Raw genomic sequence first — 19730 nt, forward strand, 5'->3', positions numbered from 1 at the left:
CCCTCGCCGCGCGCTCCCTCGCCCGGACCCCGTCCCGCCCGGCCCTCGCCCGGTCTCGATCCGCCGCTCCGCCATCACTCGACCACCAGAAGGACACCGGCGGCCGCAGGCTCGCACTCCGATCCGCCACCCTCTCGCCGCACCCTCCGAGGCGAACCGGCGATCCGCGTGTCAGCGGATCGTCGTAGCCGGACGCACGACGCTCTCACCGACCCGGCCACCCTCCCCAGCCGACCGCGCCGAGCCGGTCGGGGACCGGCTCGCCACAGGCACCGCGAACCGGCGATCCGCGTGCCAGCGGATCGTCGTAGCCGGACGCACGACGCTCTCACCGACCCGGCCACCCTGCCCAGCCGACCGCGCCGAGCCGGGCAGGGACCGGCTCGGAATTCAATACAGACAGTTCGGCCCCAGCAGGCTCTTCAGCTCGCCGAAGAGGTCCGGGGTGATGCGCACGGGGAACGGCACCTCGAACACGCGGGCCGTGTCGCCCTTGATGAGCTTCAGCCGCACCTCGGTCTGGCCGGAGTGGCGGATGAGCACGTCGCTGAGCTGCGAGACCGTGTCGGTGGTCGCGCGCGACTCGGGCATCGAGACGGTGAGCGGTCCCGAGTCGCCGTCCTGGCTCATCTCGGGGGCGAACAGGCTGAACGCGTGCAGGTTCATCCCGTCGTCGCGCATGCTGACGCGGCCTCTGACGACGACGATGGAGTCGTTCGTGAGCGCCGGGGCGAACTCCTGGTACGCCTTCCCCATGAACATGCAGGTGATCTCGCCGCCGAAGTCCTCGACCTGGATCATCCCGTACTGGTTGCCGGAGGCCTTGGCCATGCGGTGCTGGACGCTCGTGACGAGGCCCGCGACGACCACGGTCTCGCCGTCGGCGATCGTCTCCGAGATCAGCAGGTCGGCGATCGTGGTGCTGTAGTGCTTGGCGAGCTCGGTCTCGAGTCCGGCGAGCGGATGGTCGGACACGTAGAGCCCGAGCATGTCGCGCTCGAAGGCGAGCTTGTCGCGCTTGGCCCATTCGGGCCGCTCGGGCACCTGGATCGCGGCCTGCGGCTCGTCCCAGAGGCTGTCGAAGTCGAAGCCGACCTGGCCGTTCGCCTCGTTGCGCTTCTCCCCCACCGCCGCCTCGACGGCGTCCTCGTGCACCTCGACCAGGGCGCGGCGCGTCGAGCCGAGCGAGTCGAAGGCGCCGGCCTTGATCAGCGACTCGATGGTGCGCTTGTTGGTCACCTGCAGCGGCACCTTGCGGAGGAAGTCGTGGAACGTCTCGAAGCGGCCCTTCTCCTCGCGGGCGGCCCGGATGCCCTCGACGACGTTCATGCCGACGTTGCGGACGGCGCCGAGGCCGAAGCGGATGTCGGTGCCGACGGCGGTGAAGAAGCCGATCGACTCGTTGACGTCCGGCGGGAGCACCTTGATCCCCATCCGCCGGCACTCGTTGAGGTAGGCGGCCATCTTGTCCTTGGAGTCGCCGACGCTGGTGAGCAGCGCGGCCATGTACTCCGCGGGGTAGTGCGCCTTGAGGTACGCCGTCCAGTAGGAGACGACGCCGTACGCCGCCGAGTGCGCCTTGTTGAAGGCGTAGTCGGAGAAGGGCAGCAGGATGTCCCAGAGGGTCTTGACGGCCTCCATCGAGTAGCCGTTGGCGATCATGCCGCCCGAGAAGCCCTCGAACTGCTTGTCCAGCTCGGACTTCTTCTTCTTGCCCATCGCGCGCCGCAGCAGGTCGGCCTGCGCGAGCGTGAAGCCCGCGAGCTTCTGCGCGATCGACATGACCTGCTCCTGGTACACGATCAGGCCGTAGGTCCCTCCGAGCACCTCCGAGAGCGGCTCCTCGAGCTCCGGGTGGATCGGGGTGATCTCCTGCACGCCGTTCTTCCGCAGCGCGTAGTTGGTGTGGGAGTCGGCGCCCATCGGGCCCGGCCGGTAGAGCGCGAGGACTGCGGAGATGTCCTCGAAGTTGTCGGGCTTCATCAGTCGGAGAAGGCCGCGCATCGGGCCGCCGTCGAGCTGGAACACGCCGAGCGTGTCGCCTCGGGCGAGGAGGTCGTAGGCGGCCTGGTCGTCGAGCTCGAGGTCCTCGAGCACGAGGTCCTGTCCGCGGTTGGCGCGGATGTTGTCGAGGGCGTCGTCGATGATCGTGAGGTTCCGCAGCCCCAGGAAGTCCATCTTGATCAGCCCGAGCGACTCGCACGCGGGGTAGTCGAACTGCGTGACGATCTGGCCGTCCTGCTCCCGCTTCATGATCGGGATGATGTCCAGCAGCGGATCGCTGGACATGATGACGCCGGCCGCGTGCACGCCCCACTGGCGCTTGAGGTTCTCGAGCCCGAGCGCGGTGTCGAAGACCAGCTTGGCCTGCGGGTCCTCGGCGATGACGTTGCGCACGTCGAGCGCTTCCTTGTAGCGCGCGTGGGCGGGGTCGTTGATGCCGCTGAGCGGGATGTCCTTGCCCATGATCGCGGGCGGCATGGCCTTCGTCAGCTTCTCGCCCATCCCGAACGGGAAGCCGAGGACGCGCGAGGCGTCCTTGAGAGCCTGCTTCGCCTTGATGGTGCCGTAGGTGACGATCTGCGCGACGCGCTCGTCGCCGTACTTCTCGGTGACGTAGCGGATGACCTCGCCGCGGCGACGGTCGTCGAAGTCGACGTCGAAGTCGGGCATGGACACGCGGTCGGGGTTGAGGAAGCGCTCGAAGATCAGGCCGTGGCGCAGCGGATCGAGGTCGGTGATCTTCATCGCGTAGGCCGCCATCGAGCCGGCACCGGAGCCGCGGCCGGGACCGACGCGGATCCCGTTGCGCTTGGACCAGTTGATGAAGTCGGCGACGACGAGGAAGTAGCCGGGGAAGCCCATCTGCAGGATGACGCGGGTCTCGTAGTCCGCCCGGTCGCGCACTTCCTGGGAGATGCCGTCCGGGTAGCGCTCGCGCAGTCCGGCCTCGACCTCCTTCACGAACCAGGTGTCCTCCGTCTCGCCCTCCGGCACCGGGAAGCGGGGCATGTAGTTCGCCGAGGTGTCGAACTGGACGTCGCAGCGCTCCGCGATGAGGAGCGTGTTGTCGCAGGCCTCGGGGTGGTCGCGGAAGACCTGGCGCATCTCGCGCGGCGACTTGAGGTAGAACTCGTCCGCGTCGAACTTGAAGCGCTTGGGGTCGTCGAGGGTGGTTCCGGACTGCACGCAGAGCAGCGCCGCGTGCGAGGTCGCGTCGTGCGCGTGCGTGTAGTGCAGGTCGTTGGTGGCGACCAACGGGAGGTCGAGGTCCTTCGCGAGCCGGATGACGTCGCCGATCACCCGCCGCTCGATGTCGAGGCCGTGATCCATGATCTCGGCGAAGAAGTTCTCCTTGCCGAAGATGTCGCGGTAGTCGGCGGCCGCCTGGCGGGCCTCCTTGTACTGGCCGAGACGCAGGCGCGTCTGGACCTCGCCGCTCGGGCAGCCCGTGGTGCCGATCAGGCCCTCGGAGTACTGCGAGAGGATCTCGCGGTCCATGCGCGGCTTGAAGTAGTAGCCCTCGATCGACGCGCGCGAGGAGAGGCGGAAGAGGTTGTGCATGCCCGTCGTGGTCGAGCTGAGCAGCGTCATGTGGGTGTACGCGCCGGAGCCGGACACGTCGTCCCCTCCGCCGTCGCCCCAGCGGATGCGGGTCTTGTCGGAGCGGTGCGTCCCCGGGGTGAGGTAGGCCTCGGTGCCGATGATCGGCTTGATCCCCGCCGCCGTCGCGGTGCGCCAGAAGTCGAAGGCGCCGAACACGTTCCCGTGGTCGGTCACGGCGATGGCCGGCATGCCCTCCTCGACCGCCGCGTCGATCAGCGGCTTCACCCGCGCTGCACCGTCGAGCATCGAGTACTCGCTGTGCACGTGGAGGTGGACGAAGGAATCGTTACTCGGCAAGGATGCGCCTCCGGCGGACTGCGGGCAGGGGAGGGATGGCCGGCGACAAGGGAGGGCCCGTGGACACGGCGGGAAGAAGTCTAACCGCGCCGGACGCGGGTCTGGCCGGGAGAGCGCGGATCACTCCCCGCGCAGCACCTCGAGGGCGTGCACCAGGTCCTCGGGGTAGGACGCCTCGAACTGCACCCACTCCCCCGAGCCCGGGTGGGTGAAGCCGAGCCGGACCGCGTCGAGCCACTGGCGGGTGAGGCCGAGCCGCTTCGAGAGGGTCGGATCGGCGCCGTACATCGCGTCGCCGACGCACGGGTGGCGCTGGGCGGCCATGTGCACGCGGATCTGGTGGGTGCGGCCGGTCTCGAGGTGGATCTCGAGGAGGGAGGCGAACGGGAAGGCCTCGATCGTCTCGTAGTGGGTCACCGAGGGCTTGCCGTCGGCGCGGACCGCGAACTTCCAGTCCGAGGACGGGTGGCGGCCGAGCGGGGCGTCGATCGTGCCGGCGAGCGGGTCGGGGTGGCCCTGCACGACCGCGTGGTAGACCTTCTCGACCGTGCGGTCGTGGAACGCGCGCTTGAGGTGCGTGTAGGCGCGCTCGGACTTCGCGACGACCATGAGGCCGCTCGTGCCGGCGTCGAGCCGGTGCACGATGCCCGCGCGCTCGGCCGCACCGGAGGTCGACACGGTGAAGCCCGCGGCGGCGAGGGCGCCGAGCACCGTCGGTCCCTCCCAGCCCACGGCGGGGTGCGCGGCCACTCCGACGGGCTTGTCGATCACCACGATGTCGTCGTCGTCGTGCACGATGCCGAGGCCGGGGACCGCCATCGGCACGATCCGCGGCTCCTCGCGCGGGCTCCACTCGACGCTCAGCCAGGTTCCGGCGTGCACGCGGTCGCTCTTGTCGAGGACCCGTCCGTCGGCGCTCACTCCGCCCGCCTCGGCGACCTCGGCCGCGAAGGTGCGCGAGAAGCCGAGCAGCTTCGCGACGGCCGCGTCCACGCGGAGGCCGTCGAGCCCGTCCGGGACCGGCAGCTCTCGGGACTGCGCCATCAGCGTCCGCCGGGGCGGTCGGCGTCGCGGGCCGCCTCCTCGACGGAGGAGGCCGCTGCGGGGGCGCCTGCTCCGGGGGTGGCGGGAGCGCCGTCCTCGGACGCGACCTGCTCCTGCTCGTCGCGGCCCGCGCGCTCGCGGGTGCCGTCGAGGCCGACGCCCCGCACGCTCAGGAGGACGAACAGCGCCATCGCCGTGCAGATCGCGATGTCGGCGACGTTGTAGATCGCCGGGAGCAGCCACGGCGTGAAGAGGAAGTCGACGACGTGTCCGAGCCCGAAGGAGGGCTCTCGGAACAGCCGGTCGAAGAGATTGCCGAGGGTGCCGCCGAGCAGCAGGCCGAAGAAGACGCCCCACGCGGTGGAGCGGATCCGGCGCGAGAACCAGATCACGGCGACGACGACGCACGCCGCGATGATCGAGAAGATCCAGGTCGACCCGCTCGCGAGGGAGAAGGCGGCACCCGGGTTCTTCACGTAGTGCAGGATCAGGACGTCGCCGAGGACGTGGACGTCCTCGCCCAGGGTCAGGTTCGTCGTGACCAGGAACTTCGCGGTCTGATCGATCGCGAAGACCGCGAGCGCGACGAGGCCGAGGGTGACGAGCACCCTCGGCCTGACGTCCGCTGCGGCGGGACTACGCCCCAAAGCCCGACAGCGAGGACTCCGTCGACGCCGGCTGGGTGTCGAGGTCGCGGAGCTGGCCCTCGATGTAGCTCTTCAGCTTCTGGCGGTACTCGCGCTCGAAGGTGCGGAGCTCGTCGATGCGGTGCTCGACCGTCGCGCGCTCCTCCTCGAGCTTCGCGACCTGCTGGCGCTGCTTGGCCTCGGCCTCGGCGACGATGCGGGCAGCCGTGGCACGGCCCTCGGCGACGAGCGCGTCGCGCTTCTCGGCACCCTCGCGCACGTGCTCCTCGTGGAGGCGGCGGGCGAGCTGCAGGAGTCCGCTGGAGCTCTCGGCCTCGTCGACCGGAGCCGACTGCGAGGAGCTGACGGGAGCGACGACCGGTGCGGGAGCCGGGGTGGGCTCGGGCTCGGGCTGCGGCTCCGGCTCGGGTGCCTCATCGACCACCGGGGCGGGAGCAGGAGTGCTCTCGCGCGGGGCGTCGGAGACTCGGGCGTCCGAGGGGCGGCTGTCGCCGGAGGACAGGCGCTGACGAAGCTCCTCGTTCTCCTGGTTCAGGCGGCGGAGCTCCACGACGACCTCGTCGAGGAAGTCGTCGACCTCGTCCTGGTCGTATCCCTCACGGAACTTGGTCGGCTGGAACCGCTTGTTGACAACGTCTTCGGGAGTGAGCGCCATGGCTTTCCACCTTCGATTTCAAGTAGGTACACGTTTAACAACGCGCGACTAAAGCTAGCAACTTCAGGCGCACGGCGCAGTGCTGACACCGCGGGGAACGTCCGGACGTGCCAACGATACAGGGACGGTCAGGCGCGCTGGAGCCACGTGGCGATGTACATGCCCACGATGACGCAGAGCATGGTGAGGCTCCAGCCGAAATCGAGGGCGATCGGACCGATCGAGACCGGCTTGATCAAGCGTCGGAAGAAGCCGATCGGCGGGTCCGTGACGGTGTAGACGCCCTCCGCGGCGACGAGGCCGGCACCGCGGGGGCGCCAGTCCCGTCGGATCACGCGGACGAGGTCGAGCACGAACCGCGCCCACATCGCGAAGAAGTAGAGCAGCAGCACGAAGTACAGGACGCTCCCGAGGAGCGAGACGACGGAGGTCACCGGGGGCCAGGGCTCCCCGGGATCAGGACTTCGCGAAGAACGACGCGTCGGCGTCGCTCTCGGCGGAGGCGGAGTCGCCGGCGACGGTGATGTGCGACGGCGAGAGCAGGAAGACCTTGCTCGTCACGCGCTCGATGCGGCCGTAGAGGCCCTGCGAGAGTCCGCTCGCGAAGTCGATGAGGCGGCGGGCGTCCGCATCGCTCATCTGCGAGAGGTTGATGATCACGGGGATGCCGTCGCGGAAGTTCTCCGCGATGACCTGCGCGTCGCGGTACTGCTTCGGGTGGACGGTGAGGATCTCGTTCATCTCGGCGGGTGCCGTCGCCTTCGGGGTCTGGGGGGTGGGCTTGCGGAGCGGGGTGACCGTCGCGCGGGGCTGCTGCACCGGCTCGACGGGAGGGACGGGCTGCACCGGGGAGACCGGTGCGCGGTGGGCCGTCGCCGGGGCCGCCTCGACGGGCTCTGCGCGCTCGTACTCGACCTCTTCGTCGGCGAGTCCGAGGTAGACCATCGTCTTCTTCAGCGGGTTGGCCATGGGGTGTCCTCCGTGTCGTGTGTGCTCCCACAGGTGGGTCACCACGAGGTTAGGTGCGGGCGGGGCGTTCTCCGGTGATTGCCGATCCGATTCGCAGGTGTGTCGCACCCTCCGCGATCGCCTCGGCGAAGTCGTTCGACATGCCCGCCGAGATCGCCGTGGCGGAGGGCTCGACGGCGCGCACGCGGTCGGAGATCGACCGGAGCCGGGCGAAAGCCGGACGGGGCTCCTCGTCCAGCGGAGCGACCGCCATCACGCCGCGCAGCGTGAGGCCGTGCGCCCCGGCGAGAGCCTCGGCGAGGGGCTCGACGTCGGCGGGCGACGCTCCCCCGCGGTCGGGATCCTCGGTGAGGTTGACCTGCAGGAACACGTCGAGCGGCTCCTCCCCCGCCTCCAGCAGCGGGACGAGCGCGAGCCGGTCGACGGAGTGGACGGCGTCGGCGTAGCGGCGCACCTGGCGCGCCTTCTTGCTCTGGAGCTGCCCGATGAAGTGCCAGCGCGCAGCGGTCCCCGCCAGCTCGGCCGACTTCTCCTGCGCCTCCTGGTGCCGGTTCTCGCCGAAGTCGACGACGCCCAGCTCGAGGAGGTCGCGGAGCAGCGACACGGGGTGGAACTTGGTCACCACGATGGTCGTGACCGAGGACGCCTCGCGACCGGCCGAGCGGGTCGCGTCGGCGACCCGCTCGGAGACCTCGGCCCAGCGCGCGGCCAGCTCCGGATCCGGCACGACTACTTGAGGAAGTCGGGGATGTCCAGGTCGCTGTCGTCGTCGTCGAAGGACGGGTCGGCGACAGGGGCCGGGGCGGCGACGGGGGTGCTCGACCAGATCGAGCCGGCCGCAGGGGCGGCGGCGGGAGCCGGGACGGGCTCGGCGGCCGACTCGCTCGCCGAGCTCTGCTGCTGGCGCGGCTGGGCGATCGCGGCCTGAGCGGTCCCGCCCGGCTCTCCGCCGTCGAAGCCCGCGGCGATGACGGTGACGCGCACCTCGTCGCCGAGCGTGTCGTCGATCACGGCACCGAAGATGATGTTCGCCTCGGCGTGCACCGCCTCCTGGACGAGGCGCGCCGCGTCGTTGATCTCGAAGATGCCGAGGTTCGAGCCGCCCTGGATCGAGAGGAGCACGCCGTGCGCGCCGTCGATGCTGGCCTCGAGCAGCGGTGAGGCGACGGCCAGCTCGGCCGCCTTGATCGCGCGATCGGCGCCGCGCGACGAGCCGATGCCCATCAGCGCCGAGCCCGCGCCCTGCATGACCGACTTCACGTCGGCGAAGTCGAGGTTGATCAGGCCGGGCGTGGTGATCAGGTCGGTGATGCCCTGGACGCCGGCGAGGAGCACCTGGTCGGCGGTCGCGAAGGCCTCGAGCATCGAGATGCCGCGGTCGCTGATCTCGAGCAGGCGGTCGTTCGGAACGACGATGAGCGTGTCGACCTCGTTCTTCAGCGTCGCGACGCCGGCCTCGGCCTGCGTCTGCCGACGGCGTCCCTCGAACCCGAAGGGCTTGGTCACGACGCCGATGGTGAGGGCGCCGATCGACTTGGCGATCCGCGCGACGACGGGCGCGCCGCCGGTGCCGGTACCGCCGCCCTCGCCCGCGGTGACGAAGACCATGTCGGCCCCCGCGAGGACCTCCTCGATCTCCTCGGCGTGGTCCTCGGCGGCGCGGCGGCCGACCTCGGGGTCGGCGCCGGCGCCGAGTCCGCGGGTCAGCTCGCGGCCCACGTCGAGCTTGACGTCGGCGTCGCTGAGCAGGAGCGCCTGGGCGTCCGTGTTGATCGCGATGAATTCGACACCGCGCAGGCCGAGCTCGATCATGCGGTTGACGGCGTTGACGCCGCCACCGCCGATGCCGACGACCTTGATCACGGCGAGGTAGTTCTGGTTTGAAGTCACGTCTCCGGCCTCCGGGCTGAACCTTAAACCTGTAGTTGAGGCTTAAAGTTATGCTGAGTATGCATTTGGGGTTCGGCTCCGACGGTAGGCGGAGTCCGGTCGCGCTCCCAGCAGACACGCCCGCAACGCTCGAAAGAACGCGCGGATCCGCCGCCGGTCAGGGCCGGGGCGCCACGACGGCGGCCTGGGGCGAGGACACGTCGTAGGTGCCGACGACGGCGGGGTCGGTCGCGGCCATCAGCTTCTCGAGCACGACGGCCTTGAGCGCCGACTCGTCCGACCCGCCCCAGACGACTTCCGTGCCGTTCTGCAGGGTGAGCGAGACGTCGTCGCCGGTCGTGGCCGTGGCGGCCGTCACCTGCGGAGCGAGCGATGCGGGCAGGGAGCGCAGCACCCGCGCGGTCGCGCGGAAGCCGGCTCCCGAGGCGTCGCCGGACGCGGTGGTGAGGACCGGGTAGCCGGGCTGCGCCGAGTCCGCCGTCTCGATGACGACTCCGGCCGCGTCCACGAGCTCGAAGCGGCCCCCCGCCGCGATCACGCCGAGGGGCGTGCGCTCGACGATCGACACCACGAGGGTGCTCGGCGGCCGGGTCTGCACCGAGTAGCTCTGGATGAGCGGGGACGCGCCCAGCACGCGGCCGACCTCGTCCCGGTCCACCAGGGTGAGCGGGACGCCGAGCTGGTCGTCGAGCTCGCTCTGCAGGGCGGCGGCGTCGACGCGCTGGGTGCCCGAGATCTCGATCGTGCGCACGGCCATGAGCGGCGAGAAGGCCGCGACTCCGACGATCAGGGCGAGGGCGACGAGCGACCCGGCCACGACCAGGGCGATCAGGCGGCGCCGACGCGCGCGCTTCGTGAAGCGGCGGACCTCCCCCCGCTCGTAGCGCCTCCGCTCGCGGGCGGCCCGGGAGACGGCCCGGTTCTCGGCACCGGGCAGACGCAGGCCCGAGAGGGTGCGGCGGACCGCGCCCGCGCGCGACGGAGTTCGCTCGGCCGGCTCCGGGTCCACGCGGATCGCGGGGACGATCCGGATCGGCTCGGTGTCCGGCTCCGGCTCGCCGCCGCGCGTGGGGACGCTCCGACCGCGCGCCGGAGGGCGTCCGCCGTCGGGCCGCTTCACGGCCGCTCCCCCGCTTCGGGCGCGAGGACCGCGGTCATCGTGCGACCGGCGCGGCCTCGCTCGCGCCGAGCGACTCGAGCACCTGCGGGATGATCCGGTAGACGTCGCCGCAGCCGAGGGTGATGACGAAGTCGCCCTCGCGCGCGATGCCGGCCGCGAGGCGGGCCGCCTCCGCCCAGTCCGGGACGAACGAGACGTGCGACGGGTCGGCGAACTTCTCGCTGACCAGCGCTCCGGTCACTCCGGGCTCCGGATCCTCGCGCGCCCCGTAGACGTCGAGGACGATCGTCTCGTCGGCGTAGCGCTCGAGCGTCTCGGCGAACTCGCGGGCGAAGAGGCGGGTGCGGCTGTAGAGGTGCGGCTGGTGCACGGCGATGATGCGGCCCTCGCCGACCACGGTGCGCGCGGCGGAGAGGGCGGCGGCCACCTCGGTGGGGTGGTGGGCGTAGTCGTCGTAGACGCTGACTCCGCGGACCGCTCCGTGCAGCTCGAAACGGCGCTCCGTGCCTCCGAACGCCGACACGGCCCCGAGCGAGGCGGCCGGATCGAAGCCCAGGCCCACCAGCACTGCGAACGCGCCGGCCGCGTTGATCGCGTTGTGCCGGCCGGGGATGCGGAGGCGGGCCGAGTAGCGCCTGCCCTCGTACTCGACCGAGAAGCCGACGGGGCCGACGAGGTCGAGGTCGACGACGCGGACGTCCGCCCCCTCGGCCTCGCCGAAGGTCAGCACCCGTCCGCCGTCCAGCCGCTCGGTGACGCGGACGGCGCCGGGGTCGTCGGAGGAGATGACGACGAGCTCACTCGCGGAGGAGGCGAAGGTGACGAAGGCCTCCTCGAACGCCTCCAGCGATCCGTAGTGGTCGAGGTGGTCCGGGTCGACGTTCGTGATGAGGGCGACCGCGGTGTCGTACAGGAGGAAGCTGCCGTCCGACTCGTCGGCCTCGACGACGAAGACCTCGCCGGAGCCGGCGGCGGAGGAGGTGCCGAGGCTCTCGATGATGCCGCCGTTGACGAAGCTGGGGTCGGCGTCGACGCCGAGGAGGCCGGTGACGATCATCCCGGTCGACGTGGTCTTGCCGTGCGCTCCGGCGACCGCGACCAGGCGCTTGCCGCGCACCAGCCAGGCGAGGGCCTGCGAGCGGTGCAGCACGGGCAGGCCGCGCTCCTTCGCGAGCAGGTACTCCGGATTGTCGGGCCACAGGGCGGAGGTGACGACGACCGCCTCGGCGTCCCCGAGGTTCGCCGCGTCGTGGCCGATGGCGACCGGGACGCCGAGCTCCCGCAGCTGCTCGATGGGGTGGGACTCGCGGACGTCGGAACCGGTGACCCGGTGCCCGGCGTGGTGGAACAGCCGGGCGATCCCGCTCATCCCGGAGCCGCCGATGCCGATGAAGTGGACCGAGCCGAGCTCGTCGGGGACGGTGATGCCGAGGTCGGGCTTGATCACGGGGCTCTCGCTTTCGGGTGGGTCGCGGCGGGCGGGAGGGGCCTCCCGCGGTGCGCCGGATCAGTGTAGACGGTGGGCGGGAGTGCTCTCCCGAGCCGCGCGGAGCGGGCTCAGCGCGGGTCGGAGAGGGTCGACTCGATCAGGTCGACGAGCCGCCCGGAGCCGTCGCGGACTCCCACGCGGGCGGCCCGGCGCGCCATCTCGTCGCGACGGGCGGTGTCGCCCAGGAGCGGTACGAGCTCCCGCTGGACCCAGCCGGGGAGGAAGGCGGCGTCCTCGACGAGGACCGCTCCCCCGGCGTCGACGACGCCGCGCGCGTTGTAGCGCTGCTCGCCGTTGCCGACCGGGTACGGGACGTAGACCGCGGGCAGGCCGAGGGCTGTCAGCTCGCTGACCGTCGCTGCCCCCGCGCGGGAGACGGCCACGTCCGCGGCGGACAGCGCGAGGTCCATCCGGTCGCAGTAGGCGAGGAGGTGGTAGCCGGCCACCCCCGGGTCCGTGATCTCGGCGCGGTCGCCCGTGATGTGGAGGACCTGGAAGCCGGAGGCGACGAGATCCCGGGCGGCGGCGTGCACCGTCGCGTTGATCCGTCGAGCGCCGAGGGAGCCGCCGGTCACCAGGAGGGTCTGCCGGGACGGGTCGAGGCCCAGCGCCGCCATCGCCTCGTCGCGGCGCGCGGCCCGGTCGAGCTCGGCGATCTCGCGGCGCAGCGGCATGCCGACGACCCGCGCGTGCGGCAGGGGCGTGCCCTCGAAGGCCACGCCGACCGAGCGGGTCGCGCGCGCGCCGAGACGGTTGGCGAGCCCGGGGCGCGCGTTGGCCTCGTGGACGGTGAAGGGGACGCCGGCGCGGCGCGCCGCCAGGTAGGCGGGTGCTGCCGCGTACCCGCCGAAGCCGACCACCGCGTCGATCCGCCGGTCGCGGATCGTCCGGACGATGCCGGCGATGGTCGCACGGAAGGCTCCGGGGAACCGCAGCGCCGCCGAGTTCGGACGGCGCGGGAACGGCAGCCGCGGGATCACCGAGAGCTCGTAGCCGCGGAGGGGGACGAGGCGGGCCTCGAGCCCCTCGGCGGTGCCGAGCACGAGCACCTCGTCGTCCGGGTTCCGCCTGCGGATCTCGTCGGCCGTCGCGAGCAGCGGATTGACGTGGCCGGCGGTGCCGCCGCCGGCGAGGAGGTAGCGGGTCACTCCGCCGCCGCCTTCCTGCGGCGCAGCACGCCCGCGCCGGGCAGGGGCGCGGTCTGAGTGCGGGCGAAGGAGAGGACGACGCCGATGGCGAGGAGCGAGCTGAGCAGGGCGGTGCCTCCGGAGGAGATCAGCGGCAGCGGGACCCCCAGCACCGGGAGCACCCCCAGGACGACGCCGATGTTGACGAACGCCTGGCCGATCAGCCAGACCATGATCGCGCCGGTGCTGATCCGCACGAACGGATCGGAGGACGCGTGGATGACGCGGAAGAAGGCGACCGCGAGGACCACGAACAGCGCCAGGACGACGATCGCTCCGATCAGCCCGAGCTCCTCGCCGATGATGGCGAAGATGTAGTCGTTGTCCGCGGCGGGCAGCCAGGACCACTTGGCCTTGGAGTTGCCGAGGCCCACGCCGAAGATCCCGCCGGAGGCCATCGCCCAGGTGCCGTGCACCGGCTGCCAGCACGAGTTCTGGTACTCCTCGACGTTGGAGCAGTCGCCGAGGAAGGACATGATCCGGGTGAGGCGGTTGTCGCTGGAGACGGCAAACAGTACCGCTCCGATCGCACCGACCACCACGATCGGCACGAGGACCTTCATCTGGACGTTCGCGTAGAAGAGTGCGGCGAGGACGATGCCCGCCATGATCACGACCGTGCCCAGGTCGCCTCCGATGAGGACCAGTCCGATCGCCGCACCGCCGACGATCAGGACGGGGATGAGCGCGTCCTTCCAGTCCTTCGGCGACCGGTAGCGGCGGGCGAGCAGGAGCCCCAGCCAGAGGGCGAGCGCGAGCTTGATGATCTCGGAGGGCTGCATGCTGAAGGCGCCGAGGCGGATCCAGTTGCGGTTCCCGCCGACGGAGTCGCCGAGCGGTGTGAAGAGAACGAGGCACTGGAGGACGCAGCCGGCGATGAGCAGGATCGGCGTCACGCGCTTCCACACGCCGAGGGGCAGCCGCGAGACCACCAGCATCATCGGGATCCCGAGGAGGGCGAACCCGCCCTGGCGCAGGAAGCCCCCGAAGGAGTCGTCGCTCGACACGTAGGAGGTGACCGACGAGGAGGAGAGCACCATCGTCAGTCCGAACAGCACCAGGAAGAGCGTGGTTCCGAAGAGGAGGTAGAAGTTCGGCGAGTGGGAGGCGAAGACCTTCGAGAGGACGATCCGCGCGGAGCGGGCCCCGCTCCGGTCCTTCCCGCGCGGCTCAGTGCGCGAGCGGCCCGCGGGGCGGCTCGTCGTCGGAGCGGTCATCGGCTCCCCCTCCCAGGTGTGTCGCCACGGCGGCCGCGAAGGAGCGGCCCCGAGCCGCGTAGTCGAGGAACTGGTCCATCGAGGCCGCGGCGGGTGCGAGCAGGACGACGTCCCCCGAGCGGGCGAGCGTCGCGGCCGCCTCGACGGCCGCCTGCATCACCGCACCAGTGTCGTCCGGCACCGCCTCGCTCACGGGGAGGGCGGGCGCGTGTCGTCGGAATGCCGCGAGCAGCGCCGAGCGGTCGGCGCCGATCACCACGGCGCCCCGCAGGCGGCCGACGTGCGCGGCCACGAGGGCGTCCACGTCGACGCCCTTGAGCAGGCCGCCGACGACCCAGACGACCGACGGGTACGCGCGCAGCGAGGCGTCGGCGGCGTGCGGGTTCGTGGCCTTGGAGTCGTTCACCCAGGTCACCCCGTCGTGCTCGGCGACGACCTGGATGCGGTGGGCGTCGAGCTCGAAGGACGCCAGCGCGGTGCGGACGGCCGTGACCTCGATCCCGCACGCTCGGGAGAGCGCTGCCGCGGCGAGCACGTTCTGGACGATGTGCGGAGCGGCGAGGTTCCGAGCGGCGAGCTCGTCCACGGTGGTGATCTCGAGGGCACTGGTGCGGCGGTCCTCGAGGAAGGCGCGGTCGCAGAGGATGCCGTCGACGATCCCGAAGTCGCTCGGCCCGGGCACGCCGAGGCCGAACCCGATCGCCCGGGCGCCCTCCACCACCTCGGCGTCGAGCACCATCTGCTCGGTCGCCGCATCGGCGCGGTTGTACACGCAGGCGACGCGGGTGCCGGCGTAGACCTTGCCCTTGGCCGCGCGGTAGGCGTCGAACGAGCCGTGCCAGTCGAGGTGGTCGTCGGCGATGTTGAGGCACGCGCTCGCGATCGGCTCGATCGCGCCCAGGTAGTGCAGCTGGTAGCTCGAGAGCTCCACGACGAGGACGTCGAAGCCCTGCGGGTCGCGGACCGCGTCGAGCACGGGCACGCCGATGTTGCCGCAGGGTGCGGCGCGGAGGCCGCCGGCTACGAGCATCGTCGCCGTGAGCTGGACGGTCGTGGTCTTCCCGTTGGTGCCGGTGACGGCCACCCATTCCGCCGGAGTGCCGTCGGCGCGCACGACCTTGTCGCGGACACGCCAGGCGAGCTCGACGTCGCCCCACACGGGGATCCCGGACTCCGCCGCCCACACGAGGATCGGGTGCGTCGGCCGGAAGCCGGGCGACACCACGACCAGCTCCGGTGCGAACGCGTGCAGCTCCTCCGGAGCGGAGTCGAGGCGGTCGGCCCGGTGCAGGCGGGCTCCGATCACCTCGAGCAGGCGCTCGCGCTCCTCGTCGGCGCGGTCGGCGAGGACGAGCACCTCGGAGCCGAGCTCGGTCAGCGTGTCGGCCACCGAGAACCCGGTGACGCCCAGGCCCAGCACGGCGACGCGCAGGCCGCGCCAGTCCGAGTGCCAGCTGCGGAGGGAGTCGGGACGGGCGGGATCGGTCATGCCAGCGACAGCCATTCCAGGTAGAAGAGCCCGACTCCGGCGGCGACGAAGATGCCGGCGATGATCCAGAACCGGACCACGACGGTGATCTCGGCCCAGCCCTTGAGCTCGAAGTGGTGGTGGAGCGGGCTCATCAGGAAGATGCGCTTGCCCCGGGTCAGCTTGAAGTAGATCCGCTGGAGGATGACCGAGCCGGTCACGATGACGAACAGGCCGCCGATGAGGATGACCAGCAGCTCGGTGCGGGTGAGGATCGCCAGGGCCGCGAGCGCGCCGCCGAGGCCGAGCGAGCCGGTGTCGCCCATGAAGATCTGCGCCGGCGAGGTGTTCCACCAGAGGAAGCCCACCAGGGCACCGGAGACGGCCGCCGCGATGATGGCCAGGTCGAACGGGTCGCTCACCTGGTAGCACTTGTCGACGACCTCGGGGTTGAGGTGCTGGTCGAAGCACCACTGGTTCGACTGCCAGAACCCGATGATGACGTAGGAGCCGATCGCGAGGATCGAGGACCCGGTCGCGAGTCCGTCGAGCCCGTCGGCGACGTTCACGCCGTTCGACGTGCTGGTGACGATGATGCAGATCCACAGCACGAACAGGCCGATGCCGATCCAGCCGAGGGAGGCGAAGTCGAACGGCAGGTCGCGGATGAACGAGATCGAGGTGGACGCGGGGGTGAGCCCGTTGGAGTCGCGGACCATGATCGCGATCACCGCGAAGGCCGCGGCGACGATGACCTGGCCGGCGATCTTCGCCCAGCCGCCGAGGCCGAGGCTGCGCTGGTTGCGGGTCTTCAGGAAGTCGTCGACGAAGCCGACGAGTCCGAGCCCGACCATCATGAAGAGCACCAGCAGGGCCGACGGCGCGATCGCCCGGTTGCCGAACAGCATCCCGAGGAAGTAGCCGACCACGGTGCCGATGATGATGACGATGCCGCCCATCGTCGCCGTGCCGTGCTTGACGTGGTGCGACTTCGGTCCGTCCTCGCGGATGAACTGGCCCCACTGCAGGCGGTGGAAGAGGCGGATGAACAGGGGCGTCATCAGGAGCGTGAAGGCTCCCGAGAACGCGCCGGACAGGAGGAGTGCCCTCATCGGTGACGCTCCCCGAGACGGTCGGCGAGGAAGCGCAGCCCCGCGGAGTTGGACGACTTGACCAGCACGGTGTCGCCGGGTCGCAGGTAGTCCTCGAGGAGGTCGAACGCCTCGTCGGAGGTCTCCGCGAAGACGGACTCGCCGCTCCACGACCCCTCGCGCTCGGCCGCGACGTGGATCCGGCGGGCGCCTCGGCCCACCACCACGATCTGGGAGATGTTGAGGCGGACGGCCAGCAGGCCCACGCGCTCGTGCTCCTCGTCGGCCCACTCGCCGAGCTCGCTCATCTCTCCCAGGACGGCGACGGTGCGCCCCCCGGGCTTCGCGATCTGGGCGAGGGTGCGCAGGGCGGCCGCGGTGGAATCGGGACTCGCGTTGTACGCGTCGTTGATGACGCGGACGTCCTCGCCGCCCAGGACCTCCATGCGGCCGCGCTCGGCGAGGGTGACGGTCGCGAGAGCCTCGACGATCGCGGGCAGCGCCACTCCGACAGAGAGCGCGGCGGCGGTCGCCGCGAGGGCGTTCATCACGTGGTGCTCGCCGAGGACGCGCAGCAGGAGCTCGGCGCGAGCGGCCTCGCGGCCCTCCCCCGCCGAGACCTCGATGGCGAAGCGGGTGCCGTCGGCGGTCGCGTCGATGTCGACGGCGCGGACGTCCGCGCTCTCGCCGCGGCCGAACCAGAGGACCCGGGCGGCGGTGCGGCCCGCCATCGAGGCGACCCGGCCGTCGTCGGCGTTCAGCACGGCGACGTCGTCGGCGGTGAGGTCGGCGACCATCTCTGTCTTGGCCTCGAGCGTGCGCTCGATCCCGCCGAACTCGCCGGCGTGCGCGAGGCCCACGGCGAGGACGACGCCGACGTCGGGCCTGGCCATCCGGACGAGGCGGCGGATCTCGCCGACCGCGCTCGCGCCCATCTCGGCGACGAGGAAGCGCGTCGACTCGGAGACCTGGAGCATCGTGATCGGCGCGCCGACCTCGTTGTTGAAGGATCCGCGCGGAGCGACCGTCTCGCCGACCCGCTCGAGGACGGTGCGGAGGAGGTTCTTGGTCGTCGTCTTGCCGTTCGAGCCGGTGACGCCGATGACGGTGAGCCCGCCCTTCGCGCGGACGCGCCGGACGACCTCGGTCGCCAGCGCTCCGAGCGCCTCGACGGAGTCGTCGACGAGGACCTGCGGCACGTCGAGGTCGAGCGGGCGCTCCACGATGAGGAGTGCGGCACCGCGCTCGAGAGCGGCGGGAGCGAAGAGGTGGCCGTCGGTGTGCTCGCCGCGCTTGGCGACGAAGATCCCGCCGGGCGCGATCTCGCGGGAGTCGGTCTCGGTCGCTCCGTCGATCACGGTGGCGGCCGTGGCGGACGAGCCGGCCAGGTGGAGGCGTCCGGAGACGGCCTCGGCGATCTCGGTGAGGGTGAGGGCGATCATCTACAGCCAGCCCGCCTCGCGCAGCGCGTGACGGACGTCGTCTCTGGCCGAATACGGCATGTGCACTCCTGCGATCTCCTGGTGGTCCTCGTGGCCGGGCCCGGCGTAGAGGATCGAGTCCCCTTCGCGCGCGAGGGCGACGGCGGCGCGCACGGCGGCGCGCGGGTCGGCGATCTCGTGGATCTCCCGGTCGGGCACGGCGGCCCGGGCGCCCTGGAGGAGAGCGGCGCGGATGGCGGCCGGATCCTCCCAGCGCGGGTGGAAGTCGGTGACGACCACGACGTCGGCGAGGCGGGCGGCGATGGCGCCCATGTCGCTCCGCTTGGTCGTGTCGCGGTCCCCGTCCGCCCCGAACACCATGAACAGGCGGCCGGGCGTGATGGTCCGCAGCGCCTCGAGCGCGTTCTGGAACGCGTCGGGGGTGTGGCCGTAGTCGACGTAGACGCGCGGTCCGCGCTCCCCCGAGACGAGCTCGGCGCGGCCCGGGATGTAGACGTCGAGACGGCTGTCCTCGAGCGCGTGCGCGACGGCGTCCAGGTCGAAGCCCGACTCCACCAGCATCACGATCGCCAGCGCCGCGTTGGACGCCATGTACCAGCCGATCAGCGAGACGGTGACGACGACGGAGCGGTTCTCGGGCCCCTCCAGGCGGAAGGTGGTGCTGTCGGGCGTCGCGTCCAGCACCGTCATCGACCAGTCGGCGGGCGTCGTCGGGGCGACTCCGACGACCGGAGAGCCGGCGAGCGTCGCGACGGGGATGCGGCTGCGCTCGGCGAGCTCGCGCCCCCAGGCGCTGTCGACCGTGACGACGCCGCGGCGTGCGCGCTCCGGCTCGAAGAGGTCGGCCTTGGCCTCGAAGTACTCGCGCAGATCGGAGTAGTCGTCGAGGTGGTCGTGGCTGAGGTTCGTGAAGCCGACGACGTCGAAGACGAGGCCGTCGATCCGGTGCCGCGTGAGCGCCTGCGCCGACACCTCGATGGAGACCGCGCGGACGGCGGACTCGCGCATCCGCGCGAGCAGGCCGTGCAGCTCGCTCGCCTCGGGAGTGGTCAGCGAGCTGACCACGGCGACGTCGCCGATCCGGCGCTCGGCGGTGGAGCTGAGGCCGGAGACGACTCCGAGCCGGCGCAGCAGCGCGTCGAGGATGTAGACGACGCTCGTCTTGCCGTTGGTCCCCGTCACGCCGAAGAGCGTCGGGACGTCCTCGCGGGTGCGGTGGATCCACGCGGCGACGTCGCCGAGGGCGGCCCGCGGGTCGGGGGTCACCAGCACGGGCAGGCCGCTGTCGGCGGCGAGCTCCGCTCCGGCCGGGTCGGTCAGCACGGCGACGGCTCCGGACGCCGCGGCGGCCGACGCGAAGACCGCGCCATGGGCACGGCGTCCTGCGACACCGACGTAGAGGTCTCCGGACTCGACCTGGTTCGAGTCCAGCGTGACTCCGCTCACCTCGACGCCCTCGAGGCCGCGGACCGGGCCGAGGGAGAACTCGGCCACGAGCTGCGAGAGACTCCGCGGCACGGGGTGCTCGGGGCGGAGGGAGGACTGCGGGCGAGGGTCGTGCACTGCCCGCTCTTTCTCTCGTTCTGGTGCGTGGATCGTGGTCCCGGC

16 protein-coding genes are annotated in these 19730 nt (G+C 71.4%); all 16 read right to left on the reverse strand.

The genetic code is table 11. The features are described 5' to 3' along the window. Window positions 1-390: 390 nt before the first annotated feature. The gene (dnaE, locus tag C5C10_RS07060; protein WP_244229655.1) at window positions 391-3852 is read right to left on the reverse strand and encodes a DNA polymerase III subunit alpha; all 3462 of its coding nucleotides are present in this window, start codon (window positions 3850-3852) and stop codon (window positions 391-393) included. A gap of 171 nt (window positions 3853-4023) precedes the next feature. Next, on the reverse strand, window positions 4024-4947 hold the full coding sequence (locus C5C10_RS07065) for an RluA family pseudouridine synthase (protein ID WP_104328909.1): 924 nt from the start codon (window positions 4945-4947) through the stop codon (window positions 4024-4026). Beyond that, entirely contained in the window at window positions 4947-5555 is a 609-nt protein-coding gene (gene lspA / locus C5C10_RS07070) for a signal peptidase II (RefSeq protein ID WP_104283727.1), read from the reverse strand. Before lspA ends, C5C10_RS07065 begins: the two co-directional genes overlap by 1 nt. A gap of 28 nt (window positions 5556-5583) precedes the next feature. Further along, window positions 5584-6249: a DivIVA domain-containing protein gene (locus C5C10_RS07075; RefSeq protein WP_104222600.1), complete on the reverse strand. Its 666-nt coding sequence runs from the start codon at window positions 6247-6249 to the stop codon at window positions 5584-5586. A gap of 128 nt (window positions 6250-6377) precedes the next feature. Then, window positions 6378-6683: a YggT family protein gene (locus tag C5C10_RS07080; RefSeq protein WP_258059242.1), complete on the reverse strand. Its 306-nt coding sequence runs from the start codon at window positions 6681-6683 to the stop codon at window positions 6378-6380. A gap of 22 nt (window positions 6684-6705) precedes the next feature. After that, window positions 6706-7218, reverse strand: a complete 513-nt coding sequence (locus C5C10_RS07085) for a cell division protein SepF (RefSeq protein WP_104222599.1) — start codon at window positions 7216-7218, stop codon at window positions 6706-6708. 49 nt (window positions 7219-7267) lie between these two features. Beyond that, window positions 7268-7945: a YggS family pyridoxal phosphate-dependent enzyme gene (locus C5C10_RS07090; protein ID WP_104283728.1), complete on the reverse strand. Its 678-nt coding sequence runs from the start codon at window positions 7943-7945 to the stop codon at window positions 7268-7270. A gap of 2 nt (window positions 7946-7947) precedes the next feature. Then, entirely contained in the window at window positions 7948-9108 is a 1161-nt protein-coding gene (ftsZ, locus tag C5C10_RS07095) for a cell division protein FtsZ (RefSeq protein ID WP_104222597.1), read from the reverse strand. Between the two features lie 157 nt (window positions 9109-9265). Then, a complete protein-coding gene (locus C5C10_RS07100; protein ID WP_104328910.1) occupies window positions 9266-10228 on the reverse strand; it encodes a cell division protein FtsQ/DivIB in 963 nt (320 codons plus the stop codon). A 34-nt stretch (window positions 10229-10262) separates the two neighbouring features. Continuing rightward, complete coding sequence (gene murC / locus C5C10_RS07105) at window positions 10263-11675, reverse strand: UDP-N-acetylmuramate--L-alanine ligase (RefSeq protein ID WP_104328911.1); 1413 nt, start codon at window positions 11673-11675, stop codon at window positions 10263-10265. 110 nt (window positions 11676-11785) lie between these two features. Beyond that, window positions 11786-12865, reverse strand: coding sequence for an undecaprenyldiphospho-muramoylpentapeptide beta-N-acetylglucosaminyltransferase (murG, locus tag C5C10_RS07110; protein WP_104328912.1), 1080 nt, complete (start codon window positions 12863-12865; stop codon window positions 11786-11788). Next, entirely contained in the window at window positions 12862-14121 is a 1260-nt protein-coding gene (gene ftsW / locus C5C10_RS07115; protein WP_104222593.1) for a putative lipid II flippase FtsW, read from the reverse strand. Before ftsW ends, murG begins: the two co-directional genes overlap by 4 nt. Next, entirely contained in the window at window positions 14075-15610 is a 1536-nt protein-coding gene (gene murD / locus C5C10_RS07120; RefSeq protein ID WP_104222592.1) for a UDP-N-acetylmuramoyl-L-alanine--D-glutamate ligase, read from the reverse strand. The genes ftsW and murD overlap by 47 nt, the downstream gene beginning before the upstream one ends. Further along, window positions 15607-16701, reverse strand: coding sequence for a phospho-N-acetylmuramoyl-pentapeptide-transferase (mraY, locus tag C5C10_RS07125; protein WP_104222591.1), 1095 nt, complete (start codon window positions 16699-16701; stop codon window positions 15607-15609). The genes murD and mraY overlap by 4 nt, the downstream gene beginning before the upstream one ends. Continuing rightward, the gene (gene murF / locus C5C10_RS07130; RefSeq protein WP_104222590.1) at window positions 16698-18122 is read right to left on the reverse strand and encodes a UDP-N-acetylmuramoyl-tripeptide--D-alanyl-D-alanine ligase; all 1425 of its coding nucleotides are present in this window, start codon (window positions 18120-18122) and stop codon (window positions 16698-16700) included. The genes mraY and murF overlap by 4 nt, the downstream gene beginning before the upstream one ends. Continuing rightward, window positions 18123-19685, reverse strand: a complete 1563-nt coding sequence (locus C5C10_RS07135; protein ID WP_104328913.1) for a Mur ligase family protein — start codon at window positions 19683-19685, stop codon at window positions 18123-18125. Window positions 19686-19730 lie beyond the last annotated feature (45 nt).

Origin of the sequence: Rathayibacter sp. AY1A3 (assembly GCF_002930975.1) — a bacterium.
Lineage (GTDB): Bacteria > Actinomycetota > Actinomycetes > Actinomycetales > Microbacteriaceae > Rathayibacter.

What these genes read in the sequence shown, in the direction of transcription:
- C5C10_RS07065 (WP_104328909.1), bottom strand. Translation starts at nt 4,947, where the DNA reads ATGGCGCAGTCCCGAGAGCTGCCGGTCCCGGACGGGCTCGACGGCCTC.
- murD (WP_104222592.1), bottom strand. Translation starts at nt 15,610, where the DNA reads ATGACCGATCCCGCCCGTCCCGACTCCCTCCGCAGCTGGCACTCGGAC.
- ftsW (WP_104222593.1), bottom strand. Translation starts at nt 14,121, where the DNA reads ATGACCGCTCCGACGACGAGCCGCCCCGCGGGCCGCTCGCGCACTGAG.
- murF (WP_104222590.1), bottom strand. Translation starts at nt 18,122, where the DNA reads ATGATCGCCCTCACCCTCACCGAGATCGCCGAGGCCGTCTCCGGACGC.
- C5C10_RS07085 (WP_104222599.1), bottom strand. Translation starts at nt 7,218, where the DNA reads ATGGCCAACCCGCTGAAGAAGACGATGGTCTACCTCGGACTCGCCGAC.
- C5C10_RS07075 (WP_104222600.1), bottom strand. Translation starts at nt 6,249, where the DNA reads ATGGCGCTCACTCCCGAAGACGTTGTCAACAAGCGGTTCCAGCCGACC.
- dnaE (WP_244229655.1), bottom strand. Translation starts at nt 3,852, where the DNA reads ATGCTCGACGGTGCAGCGCGGGTGAAGCCGCTGATCGACGCGGCGGTC.
- mraY (WP_104222591.1), bottom strand. Translation starts at nt 16,701, where the DNA reads ATGAGGGCACTCCTCCTGTCCGGCGCGTTCTCGGGAGCCTTCACGCTC.